Annotated in this window: 13 protein-coding genes; 1 reads left to right on the top strand and 12 read right to left on the bottom strand. The window is 61.5% G+C overall.

Annotation, left to right across the window (positions count from 1 at the left end; translation table 11 throughout):
- Positions 1 to 13: 13 nt before the first annotated feature.
- A complete protein-coding gene (locus ACESMW_RS00295) occupies positions 14 to 1717 on the top strand; it encodes a BatD family protein (RefSeq protein ID WP_372985099.1) in 1704 nt (567 codons plus the stop codon).
- Positions 1718 to 1736: 19 nt separating this feature from the next.
- On the opposite strand, the gene ccmI is transcribed toward ACESMW_RS00295, so the two are convergent.
- From ccmI to ACESMW_RS00235, 12 genes are all read right to left on the bottom strand, one after another.
- On the bottom strand, positions 1737 to 3005 hold the full coding sequence (gene ccmI, locus ACESMW_RS00290; protein ID WP_372985098.1) for a c-type cytochrome biogenesis protein CcmI: 1269 nt from the start codon (positions 3003 to 3005) through the stop codon (positions 1737 to 1739).
- Between the two features lie 51 nt (positions 3006 to 3056).
- A complete protein-coding gene (locus ACESMW_RS00285) occupies positions 3057 to 3536 on the bottom strand; it encodes a cytochrome c-type biogenesis protein (RefSeq protein ID WP_372985097.1) in 480 nt (159 codons plus the stop codon).
- On the bottom strand, positions 3536 to 4072 hold the full coding sequence (locus ACESMW_RS00280) for a DsbE family thiol:disulfide interchange protein (RefSeq protein WP_372985096.1): 537 nt from the start codon (positions 4070 to 4072) through the stop codon (positions 3536 to 3538). The genes ACESMW_RS00285 and ACESMW_RS00280 overlap by 1 nt, the downstream gene beginning before the upstream one ends.
- Positions 4069 to 6072, bottom strand: coding sequence for a heme lyase CcmF/NrfE family subunit (locus ACESMW_RS00275; RefSeq protein WP_372985095.1), 2004 nt, complete (start codon positions 6070 to 6072; stop codon positions 4069 to 4071). The genes ACESMW_RS00280 and ACESMW_RS00275 overlap by 4 nt, the downstream gene beginning before the upstream one ends.
- A gap of 32 nt (positions 6073 to 6104) precedes the next feature.
- Positions 6105 to 6575 carry a cytochrome c maturation protein CcmE gene (gene ccmE / locus ACESMW_RS00270; protein ID WP_372985094.1) on the bottom strand — a complete coding sequence of 157 codons (471 nt, stop codon included), beginning with the start codon at positions 6573 to 6575 and terminating at the stop codon, positions 6105 to 6107.
- 14 nt (positions 6576 to 6589) lie between these two features.
- Entirely contained in the window at positions 6590 to 6823 is a 234-nt protein-coding gene (gene ccmD, locus ACESMW_RS00265; RefSeq protein WP_372985093.1) for a heme exporter protein CcmD, read from the bottom strand.
- A 3-nt stretch (positions 6824 to 6826) separates the two neighbouring features.
- The gene (locus ACESMW_RS00260; RefSeq protein ID WP_372985092.1) at positions 6827 to 7570 is read right to left on the bottom strand and encodes a heme ABC transporter permease; all 744 of its coding nucleotides are present in this window, start codon (positions 7568 to 7570) and stop codon (positions 6827 to 6829) included.
- Between the two features lie 28 nt (positions 7571 to 7598).
- Positions 7599 to 8321 (bottom strand): heme exporter protein CcmB, encoded by a 723-nt coding sequence (gene ccmB, locus ACESMW_RS00255; protein ID WP_372985091.1) that lies wholly within the window; start codon positions 8319 to 8321, stop codon positions 7599 to 7601.
- Positions 8311 to 8949: a cytochrome c biogenesis heme-transporting ATPase CcmA gene (gene ccmA / locus ACESMW_RS00250; RefSeq protein WP_372985090.1), complete on the bottom strand. Its 639-nt coding sequence runs from the start codon at positions 8947 to 8949 to the stop codon at positions 8311 to 8313. The genes ccmB and ccmA overlap by 11 nt, the downstream gene beginning before the upstream one ends.
- Positions 8950 to 9125: 176 nt before the next feature.
- Entirely contained in the window at positions 9126 to 10235 is a 1110-nt protein-coding gene (locus ACESMW_RS00245; RefSeq protein WP_372985089.1) for an ATP-binding protein, read from the bottom strand.
- Positions 10232 to 12514, bottom strand: coding sequence for an ATPase, T2SS/T4P/T4SS family (locus ACESMW_RS00240; protein WP_372985088.1), 2283 nt, complete (start codon positions 12512 to 12514; stop codon positions 10232 to 10234). The genes ACESMW_RS00245 and ACESMW_RS00240 overlap by 4 nt, the downstream gene beginning before the upstream one ends.
- Positions 12515 to 12549: 35 nt before the next feature.
- Positions 12550 to 13356 (bottom strand): MinD/ParA family protein, encoded by an 807-nt coding sequence (locus ACESMW_RS00235; RefSeq protein WP_372985087.1) that lies wholly within the window; start codon positions 13354 to 13356, stop codon positions 12550 to 12552.
- Positions 13357 to 13477 lie beyond the last annotated feature (121 nt).

Below are 13477 nucleotides of genomic sequence, written 5' to 3'. Positions count from 1 at the left end.
GATATTGGCAACGATGACCGGATTGTGGCTGCTGCTGGCGCTGGCCTTCCCGGCCTGCGCCGGTGAGCTGTCCGTCGAGCCGGACCGAAAGCAGCTTTATGAAGGCGAGGTCCTGACCGTCACGGTCAAGGGCACCATGGAGCTGGACATCAACCTCAGCAACCTGTTCGAGTTCGATCTGTCCCAGCTGCCCGCGCCGGATATCGAGAAGGTCGAGCCGGATTTCGAGATCCTCGCCCGTAACCAGCAATACAGCATCCGTACCGTCAACAGCCAGATGATCGGTGAGATCACCTGGACCTACCAGCTGGCCCCCACACGCACCGGTGAGCTCACCATTCCCGAACTCACCTTCAGGGATGCCACCTCGAAGCCTGTGACCGTTGAAGTGGTCTCCGGCTCCGGGCCGGAAGTCCGGGACAGTTTTGTCGAGCTGTCCGCGGACAAGGGCGAGGTCTATGTGCAGGAGCAACTGACCCTGACGGTTCGCCTGTTCTTCACCGGCAATCTGATTCGGGGTGAACTGTCCGAGCCGGAGCACCCCCACGCCATCATCGAAAGCCTTGGCAAACAGCAGGAATATACCCGGTACCGGGACGGCGTCCGCTACCGGGTCGTTGAACGGCGTTATGCCGTGTTTCCGCAGAGGACAGGTGAGCTCGATCTGCCCCCGATCCGGTTCGAGGGCCAGGCACGGACCCAGGAGGGCAAGCTACGGTTCCTGAGGGACAGCGAGGAGTTCTTTGCCATCCCGGTAAAACCGGTTCCGGACGAATTTACCGGCGACACCTGGCTACCCACGAGCGACCTGACCCTGGAAGAGAGCGGCCTGCCACCGACCCTGGAAGTGGACATGGGTGAGAACCTGACCCGCCGAATCACCCTGAAAGCCAGTGATCTGCCTTCGGAGGCCCTGCCCCCACTGCCCGAGGATACGCCACCGGGAGTCCGTGCCTACCCCGACCAGCCGCAGAGAAGCACCCAGGTGACGCCCGAGGGTTTGGTCTCAACCCTGGAACAGACCATCGCGCTGGTTCCTGTGCAAGCCGGCGAGATGACCTTGCCGGAAGTCCGGCTTGCCTGGTGGGACACCGACACTGACAACCAGCAGGTGGCGGTCATTCCTGCCCGGACGCTGTCAGTAGCCGATACCGGCGCCGCCGCCGTGCCACCCGCCCCGGAACCGCCTCCAGACGGTTCCACAACAACCGGCACGGCCAGCGAGCCGGAGACTGGTAGTTCACCGGAAGCAACCGGATCGATCTGGCCCTGGGTCAGTCTGGCCCTGGCTGTCGCCTGGGCTGCCACTGTCGCTGGCTGGTGGTGGTCCGGAAGGAATGGCCGTGGGACGCGTAAACAGCCCGTACCCCATGAGGGCGACAACAACGAGCACGCTTTGTTTGACCAACTCATCATCGCCGCCAGGAAGGGATCTGCGGAAACACCCCATTTCCTGATCCGGTGGATGCAGCATCGGCATCCGGATCAGCTGTTCCACACCGCCGGGGATGTTGTGAAGTTTCTGGAAGATGAAGCCCTGGCAGCTGAACTGGATCGCCTGCAGGCGGATCTGTTTGCCGGGAAAGGAAGTCCGGAATCGGGTGTGGCGGACCGGCAGGCTCTGGTCAGAGCTCTGGAACAGGTTCGGCGCCGGAAAGCCCGGACCACCCGGGAGAATGGCCTGCGCCCCCTTTACCCGGATAACCTGTCGGCCTGACCGGCGCCGCCGGCCCGAATCAGTTGGTCAGTTGCTGGTCGATGACCAGCCGGACCGGATCAGCATCCTCGCCGGATACGGTGACAGGCTCATCGACACTGCCCTGCCAATCACCGGCTTGGGCGGAAACACTGCCAGAGCGGCTCAGGCGGGCGGTGACCAGCACCTCATCGGCACTGGAAATTTTCGCCCGCGGTGACATGGAGTTGCCATCATCCAGCCGCAGGGTCACCGGCAGATCGCCGGCGGTCAGGCGCGCGACGGCCAGCGGCGGCCCACCCGTGTTACCGGCTTCACGGGCAAACACGAACAGGGTCGTGTCGGCCGGCACCTGGCCCTGGAAAGTATCCGCCAGGGACACCTCGACGGTCACACCGGGACCTCCGGCATCGGCTGTCGCCTGCACCTCGGGCGGCGTTTCACCCAGGCGATTATACGCCTCATTGATGCCGCCCCGGATCGAGGCGATCTGGGGGTGATCCGGCGCCACGGTCACGATCCGCTCCCAGTATTCAATGGCCTCGCGGTAATTCTGCTGACTGAAGGCATTGATCCCGAGCAGCCCCAGGGCGTTGACTTCGTCCGGGTTCAGGGACCGCGCCCGGCGAATCGCCTCGGTGACCGCCTCGGTCATTATGCCCTGACTATCGAAGAACAGGGCCTGTGCCGACAGCCCCAGGGCCACCGCCTCCGCCTGATCGTTGCCATCTACCACTTTGGCCAGCTGACGAAATGCCCAGGCAGCTTCCTGGTACTGCTCAAGGCGCATATAGCTCTGGCCCAGCATGGCCCAGCCGTCAGGATTGTCGGGATCGGCCTCGAGCCTGTCCCGGAGCTGCACCACCAGGTCCGCCATCTGTGCCTGACGACCGGAATCGCTCTGCTCCATCTGTTGCATGGCAATGTACTGTTCAACCCGGTCCATGGCACCCCATTCCTGGTACAGCAGGTAGGCTGCAGCGGGCAAGACCAGAACCGACACCAGCGCCACCGCAATCGCACTCCTGCGACCGGGCACCACGCGCCGGGGCTGTTCCGATTCCGGGACATCGTCGAGCATGGAACCCGCCAGTTCTTCTTTCAGCTGTCGGTAGTTGTCTTCATCCAGAATACCGGCTTCAAACTCCTCATCGAGTTCTTTCATCCGGGTGCGGTAGGCCATCAGGTTCTGGTTACGGATATTCGCCCGGGCACGGGCGTCGGCGCGCTGGAACAGCACCGGGAAAAGTACAAAAGCCAGGGCGATAATGATCAGTACCGTCGCGGCAATCCAGAAAGTATCGGTCATGGAGATGTCGTCACTGCATTGGAAATGGATTCGATCGGTTCAGGCGAGCGCTCAGCGGTCGCGGGTCTCGTCTTGGCCTGCCAGGATCTGCTCGGCGCGAGCGCGCTCTTCTGCGCTCAGGCCGGTTGCCTGCCGTTCACTGCGCCGGGCACGGATAACCACGCCAGCGACAACAAGCAGGCCACCAAAGACAGCAATGGCCGGCGTCGCCCACAACAGGAAGGTGCGACTGTCCAGTTCCGGCTTGTACCGGACAAATTCGCCAAACCGTGCGACCAGCGCATCGACAATCTCCTCATTGCTGGCACCGGCCTGCATCATCCGGTACACCTCGTTACGCATATCCTGCGAGATGGGTGCGTTGGAATCTGCGATATTCTGGTTCTGGCACTTCGGGCACCGCAGCTCGGCAATCAGGTTCTGATAACGCACTTCCTGTTCGCGGGTATCGAAATCATAGACAGCGGCGACTTCCGCCTGTGCCAAGCCTGCAGTCAGTACGAACAGGGTTGCGAGTACGAATCGCATCATCAGCTGTTACCCCGTGCTTTTTCGATCACCGGCAGCAACGTTTCTTCCCACACTTTCGGGTTGACCACACCGACATGGCGGTATCGGACCACGCCTTCGGCATCAATCACGAAGGTCTCCGGAGCCCCGTAAACGCCCAGGTCGAAACCCAGGGTACCCTTGGGGTCATAGATGGTTGTTCGGTAGGGATCACCCAGACGATCGAGCCAGACCAGGGCATCCTCGCGCTTGTCCTTGTAGTTCAGGCCGATAATGCTGATACCCTTCTCGTTCGCCAGCCACATCAGGTCATCGTGCTCATCGCGACAGGATGGACACCAGGTCCCCCAGACATTGAGCAGGGAAACCTCGCCACGGAACAGGCTACGGTCCAGCCTCGCCTCCGGGTTCTGGAGATCCGCCAGGGAAAACTCGGGCACCGGCTTGCCAATCAGGGCGGACTCGAGTTTGGTCGGGTCCTTGCCGATGCCGGCAAACAGAACCACACCCAGTATCAGGGCCACCAGCAATGGCAGGAATAACAGGAAGCGCTTCATGACAAGGCCTCCGCTTCACCTTTAACCCCACCAGCAGGCCGGGCACTCTGCGGAACCCGCTCTTCGGCGCGATCCCGGATACGGTAGCGCTTGTCGGAGACGGCGAGGAAGCCACCGATCGCCATCACTAGGGCGCCGAGCCAGAGCCAGCGGACCAGGGGCTTGTACTGCAGGCGGATAGCCCAGGCGTCCTCGGTGAGACGCTCACCGATTGCCACGAAGATATCCCGGAACAGGCCGGCGTCGATATCAGCCTCGGTCATGACGCTCATGCCCACACTGTACTGGCGCTTTTCAGGATGCAATTCGGCAACCTTCTCACCGTCGAGCATCACATCAAAGCCGCCATACTGGGCGGTGAAGTTCTGCCCACGACGCTCACCGATGTCAGTGAATACGAACTGGTAGTCGCCCACGGTGGCGATGTCGCCCGGAGTCATCCGGACATCCCGTTCGATGCCGTAGTTTGAAACCACCGTGGCACCGGCCATCACCATGGCAAGCCCAAGGTGCCCCAGCACCATCCCCCAGTAACTCCGGGATTGACGCTTCAGGCCGTGGAGTCGGCCCTTGCGGGAAGATGACTTGTCCCAAAGGTCCCAGAAGGTGGCTACAGTGACCCACATGGCAGTAAAGATGCCGGCAAATGCCCATGGCTTGAATCCGCCATAACCGATAATCACCGCTGTGCTGGCCACGATACTGATTGCAAGAGGCCAGAGCAGCTTACGGCCAAGCCAGCCGCCGTCGGTTTTCTTCCAGCGGGAAAAGATACCGGCACCCAGAAGCAGGCCGGCCGCCACCGCCAGCGGGCTGAAGGTGAGATTGAAGAACGGCTCACCGATGGACAGCTTGCCCAATTCCAGATAATCCAGAACCAGCGGATACAGGGTCCCGATCGCCACCAGCAAGGTCGCTGACACCAGCAACACATTATTCAGCAGGAGGAAGATTTCCCGGGACAGCGAACCATACCGGGCGCGCACGTGTACCACGGGGGCCCGGAAAGCATACAGCGCCAGACTGGCGATCATGGTTACCGCCAGCAACATGAGCAGGAACTTGCCCCGCTCCGGATCGGAAGCAAAGGCATGAACCGAGGTCAGCACGCCGGAACGCACCAGGAATGTGCCCAACAGGCTCAACGCAAAGGTGACAATAGCCAGCAGCACGGTCCAGCTCTTGAACACGCCCCGTTTCTCGGTCACTGCCAGCGAGTGCATCAGGGCCGTGCCGGACAGCCAGGGCAGCAGTGAAGCATTTTCCACCGGATCCCAGAACCACCAGCCGCCCCAGCCGAGTTCGTAGTAGGCCCACCAGCTGCCGAGCGCGATGCCGATGGACAGGAATGCCCAGGCCACGGTGGTCCAGGGCCGGGACCAACGTGCCCAGGCGGCATCGAGGCGGCCATTGATCAGTGCAGCGATGGCAAAGGCAAACGCTACAGAGAAACCCACATAGCCCATATACAGCATCGGCGGGTGCATGATCAGGCCGATGTCCTGCAGCAAGGGGTTGAGATCCGCGCCATCAGCCGGCACGTTGGGCAACAGCCGGTCGAAGGGGTTGGAGGTGACGATGATAAACAACAGGAAGCCGACAGCAACCATGCCCAGCACCGACAGCACCTGGGAAATCATCACCGTTGGCAGTCGGCGGCTGAATATCGCCACCGCCATGGTCCAGCCTGACAGCATCAGGATCCACAGCAGCAGCGAGCCTTCGTGGCCACCCCACACGGCACTGAACTTGTAGAACCAGGGCAGCATACTGTTGCTGTTGTTGGCCACGTACGCGACCGAGAAATCGTCGGTCAGGAAGGCGTGGGTCAGCAGGCCGAATGCCATGGCAATAAACACAAACATGCCCGACGACAATGGTCGGGCAAATGCCTGGAGGTTGTCCCGGCCGGTCACCGAACCGACCAGGGGCACAACGGAGAGGAGCACTGCCAGCAACAGCGCGAGAATCAGTGCAAACTGTCCGAGTTCCGGAAACATCAGTATCCCCTATTCAGGCTGGGAGGTTTGGATCAATACGACTGCGACTGGGCAGTTTCGCCCGCCTTGTTCTGAACCTTGGAAGCTTTTTCCAGGGCGTCGGCCACTTCCGGCGGCATGTAATTCTCATCATGCTTGGCCAGCACCTGGTCCGCAACGAACCTGCCCTGCCCATCAAGTTTGCCCATAGCGACCACACCCTGGCCTTCGGCGAACAGATCCGGGAGGATGCCGTTGTATTCCACCGGCACCGAGGAATTGAAATCGGTTACCCGGAATTCCACCTTCAGGCTATCCGGGTCACGGATCACCGAGCCCTCCTCAACCATACCGCCGGCCCGGATGCGGACATCCTGTGGCGCCTCACCGGCGGCAATCTGCGACGGATCGTAGAACAGATTGATATTCTGCCGGAGGGCGTAGGTGGTCAGTGCCACGGCAACGCCGATACCAGCGAGGAGAAAGAGAACAATGGTCAGCCGTTTTTTACGGATCGGGTGCATGCTTAACCTGCTTGTCAGTCCTGGGAAACTTCAACTCGGGTGAACGTGGCGGCGGGTCGCGCTGCCCGCTGCCGGCCCTGGTCCTGGCGCTCATAATTCCTGCGGCAGGCTTCCATCATTACGCTGCGCCGGTGCCGCGACCAGACCATCAGTCCGACCATCAATACGAGAAACACACCGTAGCAGGTCCACACGTAGGGGCCGTGGCCTTCCATTGCAATAAACGCGGAGAGTGAATCAAACGCCATGGATCAGTGCCTCCCCGCCATTACCAGATCTTTTACCCACCGGGTCCGCTGTTCACGGGCGATGATCTCCGTCTGCATCCGGAGGCAGGCCAGCCAACCGAAAATCAGGTACAGCCCCAGTATCGATAGCAGCAGCGGCACCCACATTTCCGCGGGCATGGAGGGCTTCTCCGTCAGCTTGAAGGTGGCGGGCTGATGCAGCGTGTTCCACCATTCCACCGAGTATTTGATAATCGGAATGTTCACCACACCCACCAGCACCAGCACAGCCACAGCCCGGGCGGCGGACTTCTCGTCATTGATGGCCCGGTCGAGCGCTATTACCCCACCATACAGGAACAGCAGGATCAGCATGGACGTCAGCCGGGCATCCCAGATCCACCAGGTACCCCAGGTGGGCTTGCCCCAGACCGCGCCGGTAAACAGGGCGAGGAAGGTCAGAACCAGACCCACCGGAGCCACGGCCTTGACGAACACATCGGCCAGTTTCATGCGCCACACCAGGGTCACCACAGCCGCCACCGCCATCATGATATAGACCGATTGGGCCAGGAACGCGGTCGGTACATGAATGAAGATGATCCGGTAGCTGTTACCCTGCAGATAATCCTTCGGAGCAAACGCCAGCCCCCAGACAACACCTGCCAACAAAAGCAGCGCACCGCAGACCAGCAGCCAGGGCATCAGACGGGTCGCTATCCCGTAGAACCATTTGGGCGAGCCCAGCTTATGAAATATTTGCCACATTGATTGGTACCCGTTAACCCGTTACCTGTTAGCTATTGGAAATGCTGATTTTCAGTGCTGATGCCGAAGCAAACGGAGCCAGCGTCAGGGCCAGAACCAGAAAAGCCCCCATCAATGCCAGGTAGGCCCCGACCGGAGCTCCCTCGGACGCGGCCGCCACTGTCCCGGTCCCGAAAATCAGCACGGGAATGTACAGCGGAATGATCAACAGGGACAAGAGCACACCTGCCGATCGCAATCCCAGGGTCAACGCCGCACCGATGGCGCCAATCAGGCTCAGCACCGGCGTACCGATCAGCAGCGTTAGACACAGAATGCCGATAGAGTTCCCCGGCAGGTGCACCATAATGCCCAGTACCGGCGTCAGGATCACCAGCGGCAGCCCGGTCAGCATCCAGTGCGCCAGCGTCTTGGCCAGCACCAGCAGGAACAGGGGCTGCGGCTGCAGCACCAGCTGTTCCAGGGTTCCATCATCAAAATCGTGTCGGAACAGGTGATCCAGGGACAATAACACCGACAACAGGGCCGCCACCCACAGGATACCCGCTCCGGCCTCTCGCAGGAATGACACTTCCGGGCTAACCCCGAGTGGGAACAGGGTTACCACCATCACGAAGAACAGCAGCGGGTTGAGGAGATCCTGGCGCTGACGGAAAGCCACTTTCATATCGCGCATGAACACCGCTTTCATGGCGCCGGCAACACCAACGCCCTCCGCCACCGCGTGCACACGTACCGGATTACTGCTCATCCGACTGCCCTCCCCCGAGCACAATCCGCTGCATCCCGGGCAGTTTCAGATCATGGTGGGTGGTGACCACAACCGCGCCACCTTCCTCCGCACGCTGTTGCAGAAGAGCCTCGATCGCCTGGACACCATCCGCATCAATAGCGGTGAAAACTTCATCCAGCAGCCACAGGGGCTCATCGGCGATCAGCAACCGTGCAAGCGCCACCCGCCGTTGCTGACCGGCGGACAGATTGCGACAGGGCACGTTCTGGTATCCGGCCAGCCCGGTTCCTTCGAGCGACCGGGACAGTACCTCATCGGACACCGGGCGCCGGCCCGCCATCAGGGCCCGGAGGTTTTCCATGGGAGTAAGCAGCGGTTTGATACCCGGCCGATGGCCGAGGTAAAGCATGTTGCGCAGGAAACTCTCGCGCTGGCCGGCGCGGGGCTGGCCACACCAGTAAAGATCGCCGGACCAGGCATCATTCAGGCCGGCAAGAATGCGCAAAAGGGTCGTTTTCCCCGAGCCATTCGGGCCTTCAACGCGGGTAACGGTACCCGGCAATACAGCAAAGGAAAGGTCACGGAACAGTATCCGCTCATCCCGTTCACACTGGAGATTGACAGCCTGTAGTAACGGCTCAGACATCAGGGCCCCGAATCCAGGCGATGCGCGTTATGCGGCACCGGGTGTATTCATGACTGACACGGCGGGTGCAGACATCGTAGGCGGCAGGGATTGCCGGCGGCGCGTATTATAACCAAAGGTTTTCCGGATTACTCTTGCCCCGTATCAATTTGCCTCAGATGGTCGGCACAGGCTGACTACTGGATCAGCGAGCGCAGGGCCCAGGCCTGTTTCCAGTTGTCCCCGTCCCGGGTGGCCACGGCGGTGTCGAAGTAATGCCGCAGGCGCCGGCGGTCCTCCGGCTGGTCCTTGAGCGCGGAGCCGATGATGTGGTGTATCAGCTGCTCCACTGTCATCGCGTCGCCGCCGTAATACCAGGCGTTCAGGCTGGCCGCGTGGGCAACCGCTACCGCCTCGGCCGTCGACAGCGCCGCCCCCGCCAGACGGTCGGTACTGCGGCCATCCAGGGTCTGGCCATTGCGCAACTCATGAAACATGGTCACCAGTACCTCGAGCACCTCCGGATCCGGCTCCACGGACACGCCGGCGGCGACATTGGCCTTGCGCACCTCCCTGACCACCACGTCCAGTTCATCGGCCAGATTGCGGATCGGCCGGATTTCCTCGAAATCCATCCGGCGCTTGAGCGCCGCGCTCATGGCGTGCACACCTTCGTCGATGCTGTTGGAGGTGGCAACCACATTGAAACCTTCCCGCGCCAGGATGACGCCCTCGTCTCCGGCCAGCTCCGGGATGACCACGACCCGGTCCGAGAGCACCGACAGCAGGGCATCCTGCAGTGCCTGGGGACAGCGGGCAATCTCCTCGAACCGCACCAGGCGCCCTTCCATCATGCCCCGCAGCAGCGGGCTGGGCACCAGGGCCTTGAGGCAAGGCCCCTCATTCTTGAGGATCGCCTCGTTCCAGCTGTACAGCAGCTGGCTGACCTGACTGACCGCCCCGCCCTGCAGGGTCAGGGTGGAGCCACCCGAGATCGCCGCCGCCAGCAACTCGGACAACCAGGACTTGGCGGTGCCCGGCTCACCCACGAGCAGGCAGCCCCGGCTGGTACACAGGGAAATGATGATGCGGACCACCATGGCCCGGTCCGCCACGAATTTGCGTTCGATGCCGAGCTCATCGTCACCCATGACAAACTTCTCCACCGCCCTGGGGGACATGCGCCAACCCGGCGGCACCGGCCCCTCGTCGAGGGCCGCGAGTTTCTCCAGTTCCGCGGCGTAGGTGACTTCGGCCGGTTCCCGCTGGGCGGCCTTGTTCTGGTGTGTAGCTTTACTGGCTGTCATCGGGCACTCCTGCGGCCGCCACGAACTTCCGGTGCCATGCGCTCCCTCGGCAGGATACGCGGCAATTCAGACAGGGGAATCACCCCCTCAATCACATGATCCAGGGCACTGTCACGCATGGTGACCAGGCCGGCATCCAGGGCCCGCCAGCGCAGCTCGCCGATGGGCGGCTGGCTGGAAATGGCGTTGCGGATATCCGAATCCACCTCCATGTATTCAACAATCGCCACCCGCCCATGGGTTCCCCGACCGTTGCACTTGTCACAGCCCTCACCCTCGAAGCAGCGGAAATCCGTCGGAGCCCCCTCGGGGAAAAGCTCTGCCAGGATCGTAGGATCGGGTTCCGCCGGCTGACAGCAATGGCGGCATATGCGCTTGGCCAGCCGCTGAGCAATTACCGCCAGCAACTCCCCGGCAATGGAGTTGGGGTGAACACCCAGGTCATAGAGGCGCTGAAGGGAATCTACCGCATCGTTACAGTGCAACGTGGACAACACCACGTGACCGGTCTGAGACGCGCGGATGGCCTCCAGGGCGGTTTCCTGGTCCCGGATTTCCCCCACCAGAATGACATCCGGATCTTCCCGGACAAAGGCCCGCATGGCATCGGCAAAGCCGAAACCAATTTCGGAGCGAACCCGGGTCTGCTGGATGTTGTCGATGGAATATTCAATCGGATCCTCGACGGTGATTACCTTACGTCGGCCATTATCCGCCAGGGTCTGCAGGCCCGCATACAGGGTGGTGGACTTGCCGGAACCCGTGGGGCCAACCACCAGCACAAGACCCGCAGGGTTATCCAGCAGGCGCTGATAGCGGGCGCCGATGGCCCTGGACATCCCCAGTTCGGCGATGGTCATGGCGCGCCCGGTCTGGGGCAGCAACCGGATAACCGCGTGCTCGCCATGCAGCGACGGCTGGGTCTGGATCCGGAGGTCATAGGAAGCTTCCCCCAGCTTCAGCTGGGAGCGGCCACCCTGGGGCAGGCGATGCTCGGCAATGTTGAGCTCGGCCCGCAGTTTGATGACGTTGATTACGCCCCGTAATTCCCGGGGACTGAGCTGGTACTGTGGCAGATCGTGCAGTTCGCCATCCACCCTCAGGCGGATCCGGACCCGGTCGCCATATTGCTCGATATGAATGTCACTGGCCTTCTCGCTAACCGCATCCAGCAGAATCGCCTCATACACCGAGACCAGATAGGGGCTCACCTGCTTGTTACCACCATGTTCGCCAAGGGTACCGTTGGACTCGGCCCGAGGCTCATGCCGGTCATCGCTGCCGGCGCCATGATCAGCCACGAACTGTTTGCCCTGGGCAGTCAGGTCGAGGGAGGACCATACCCTGCGGAAATCCGTCGGTGTGACCAGCAGACATTCAATCACGGATTTCTGGGTCAGGCGCTCCAACTGATCGGTGCGGGCATCGGGATCATCGGTGATAACGGTTATCTTGCCGTCGGCCTCGGCCACCGGAAGCAGTCGTGACAGATCCAGGAAGGTCCGGGAGAAGCGGCGGAACAGGGCCGGCTGCAGATCCGGCAACAGCTCGTCGGCCTCCTTGAATACCATGCCCCGCTGCTGGGCCAGGGTCCTGTAGAGGTCGATCTCTTCCAGGTTCACCTTGCGCCGCACCAGGTCAAGGACCCGCGAATTTGTCTTGGCCGCCTCAACCTTGGCGTCAGCCAGGACTTTTTCGTCGATTACGCCGAGGTCGATCAGGATCTGCTCGGCGTTGCGATTGAAATCCACCCAGCCGAGGGTGCGAATCCGGACCAGACCGAACCCCTCCTTTTCAAACATCGCCAGGCTGGGCACCGGCCCTGCCCTGCCCTCCAGGCAGATCAGCCGCCCCTGATTTCGGAGGAATGGCAGCACCACATCTCGCCGGGGCAGGAAGGTGGTGGAAAGCACCAGATCGCAAAGCACGTCCAGCTCGGGCGCACTCTCGATATCGGCTACCACCACATCCACGTTGTGGTGGCCGAGTCGGAAGAACCGCTCCCGGGCAGACTCGGCCACCACCGGGTTGCGCTCCACATAGATGACCCGATGCGCCAGTTCAGACAGTACAGCGGTCAGGTATCCGGAGCCTCCGCCAACGTGCATTACGGTCTGGTCCGGTTCGACTTCCGGTATCAGGGACAGGAGATGCCGGACGGTTGCCTCCCTGGGAATGGAGTGCCCGGTGATGGAGGGGGCAAGATCCGAGCATGCAACAAACTCGTGGCGGGAAACGGCAAGCAGGGCCCCACTGGCCCTCGGGTACAGTTTATTCATTAACAGTATCCATCAAGAACAGATCTCGTTCGGGCTCAGACGAGCCGCTCCACAAAAAATTCCACATGGCCACGGGGAGACGACGGCAGAGGCCAACTGTCCACTTTCTCCGCCAGGGCCTTGATGGCCAGAGAGGCCCGGGCCCGGGGATACGCTTCCACCACGGCACGCTGGCGCTGTACCGCCTTTCTGAACGCCTCATCATGGGGCACCATGCCCACGTACTCTAACGCCACATCCAGAAAACGCTCGGTGACCCGGATCAGTTTTCCATAAAGCTGCCGGCCTTCCTGCTCATTTCGGACCTGATTGGCAAGCACCCGGAACCGGTTGATCCCGTAGTCACGGTTCATCAGCTTGACCAGGGCGTAGGTATCGGTAATGGATGTGGGTTCGTCACAGACCACCAGCAACAGCTCCTGGGCCGCCCGCAGGAAACTGACCACTGCTTCGGAAATGCCGGAGGCGGTATCAATGATCAGCACATCGATCTCCTCCCCCAATTCGCTGAAGGCATTGATCAGGCCGGCGTACTCCGCGGCACTGAGCCGGGTCATGCGCAGACTGCCGGAGGGCGCCGGCACAATACGGATGCCACCGGGACCTTCCACCAGGACATCCCTGAGCTCGCATTCCCCTTCCAGAACGTCCTGCAGGGTGTGGCCGGCGGTGAGCCCCAGCGACACATCGATATTGCCCAGGCCCAGATCCCCGTCCAGGACCACGACCCGTCGCCCTCTTTCCGCCAGGGCAATGGCGAGATTCACTGAAATGCTGGTTTTACCCGTGCCGCCCTTGCCGCCGGATACCGCAATGACCTGTACCGGATTTGCTGTTGTCATAATGATTCTGGTCTCTTGCCGCGCAACCCGCAGAAAGTGCCATCTTATAGCAACACCCCGGGGATTTCATGATACCTGACGTGCCTTTCCAGATACGGTATCCTTGCGCCATTTACGCGCA

The sequence above is a fragment of the Marinobacter sp. genome (genome assembly GCF_041690455.1).
Lineage (GTDB): Bacteria > Pseudomonadota > Gammaproteobacteria > Pseudomonadales > Oleiphilaceae > Marinobacter.
Note: the sequence above shows the minus strand (reverse complement) of the source record. Positions and strands in the feature narration are given on the sequence as shown.

Coding starts and splice junctions, on each gene's coding strand:
- ACESMW_RS00295 (WP_372985099.1), top strand. CDS start 14: ATGACCGGATTGTGGCTGCTGCTGGCGCTGGCCTTCCCGGCCTGCGCC.
- ccmI (WP_372985098.1), bottom strand. CDS start 3,005: ATGACCGATACTTTCTGGATTGCCGCGACGGTACTGATCATTATCGCC.
- ACESMW_RS00285 (WP_372985097.1), bottom strand. CDS start 3,536: ATGATGCGATTCGTACTCGCAACCCTGTTCGTACTGACTGCAGGCTTG.
- ACESMW_RS00280 (WP_372985096.1), bottom strand. CDS start 4,072: ATGAAGCGCTTCCTGTTATTCCTGCCATTGCTGGTGGCCCTGATACTG.
- ACESMW_RS00275 (WP_372985095.1), bottom strand. CDS start 6,072: ATGTTTCCGGAACTCGGACAGTTTGCACTGATTCTCGCGCTGTTGCTG.
- ccmE (WP_372985094.1), bottom strand. CDS start 6,575: ATGCACCCGATCCGTAAAAAACGGCTGACCATTGTTCTCTTTCTCCTC.
- ccmD (WP_372985093.1), bottom strand. CDS start 6,823: ATGGCGTTTGATTCACTCTCCGCGTTTATTGCAATGGAAGGCCACGGC.
- ACESMW_RS00260 (WP_372985092.1), bottom strand. CDS start 7,570: ATGTGGCAAATATTTCATAAGCTGGGCTCGCCCAAATGGTTCTACGGG.
- ccmB (WP_372985091.1), bottom strand. CDS start 8,321: ATGAGCAGTAATCCGGTACGTGTGCACGCGGTGGCGGAGGGCGTTGGT.
- ccmA (WP_372985090.1), bottom strand. CDS start 8,949: ATGTCTGAGCCGTTACTACAGGCTGTCAATCTCCAGTGTGAACGGGAT.
- ACESMW_RS00245 (WP_372985089.1), bottom strand. CDS start 10,235: ATGACAGCCAGTAAAGCTACACACCAGAACAAGGCCGCCCAGCGGGAA.
- ACESMW_RS00240 (WP_372985088.1), bottom strand. CDS start 12,514: ATGAATAAACTGTACCCGAGGGCCAGTGGGGCCCTGCTTGCCGTTTCC.
- ACESMW_RS00235 (WP_372985087.1), bottom strand. CDS start 13,356: ATGACAACAGCAAATCCGGTACAGGTCATTGCGGTATCCGGCGGCAAG.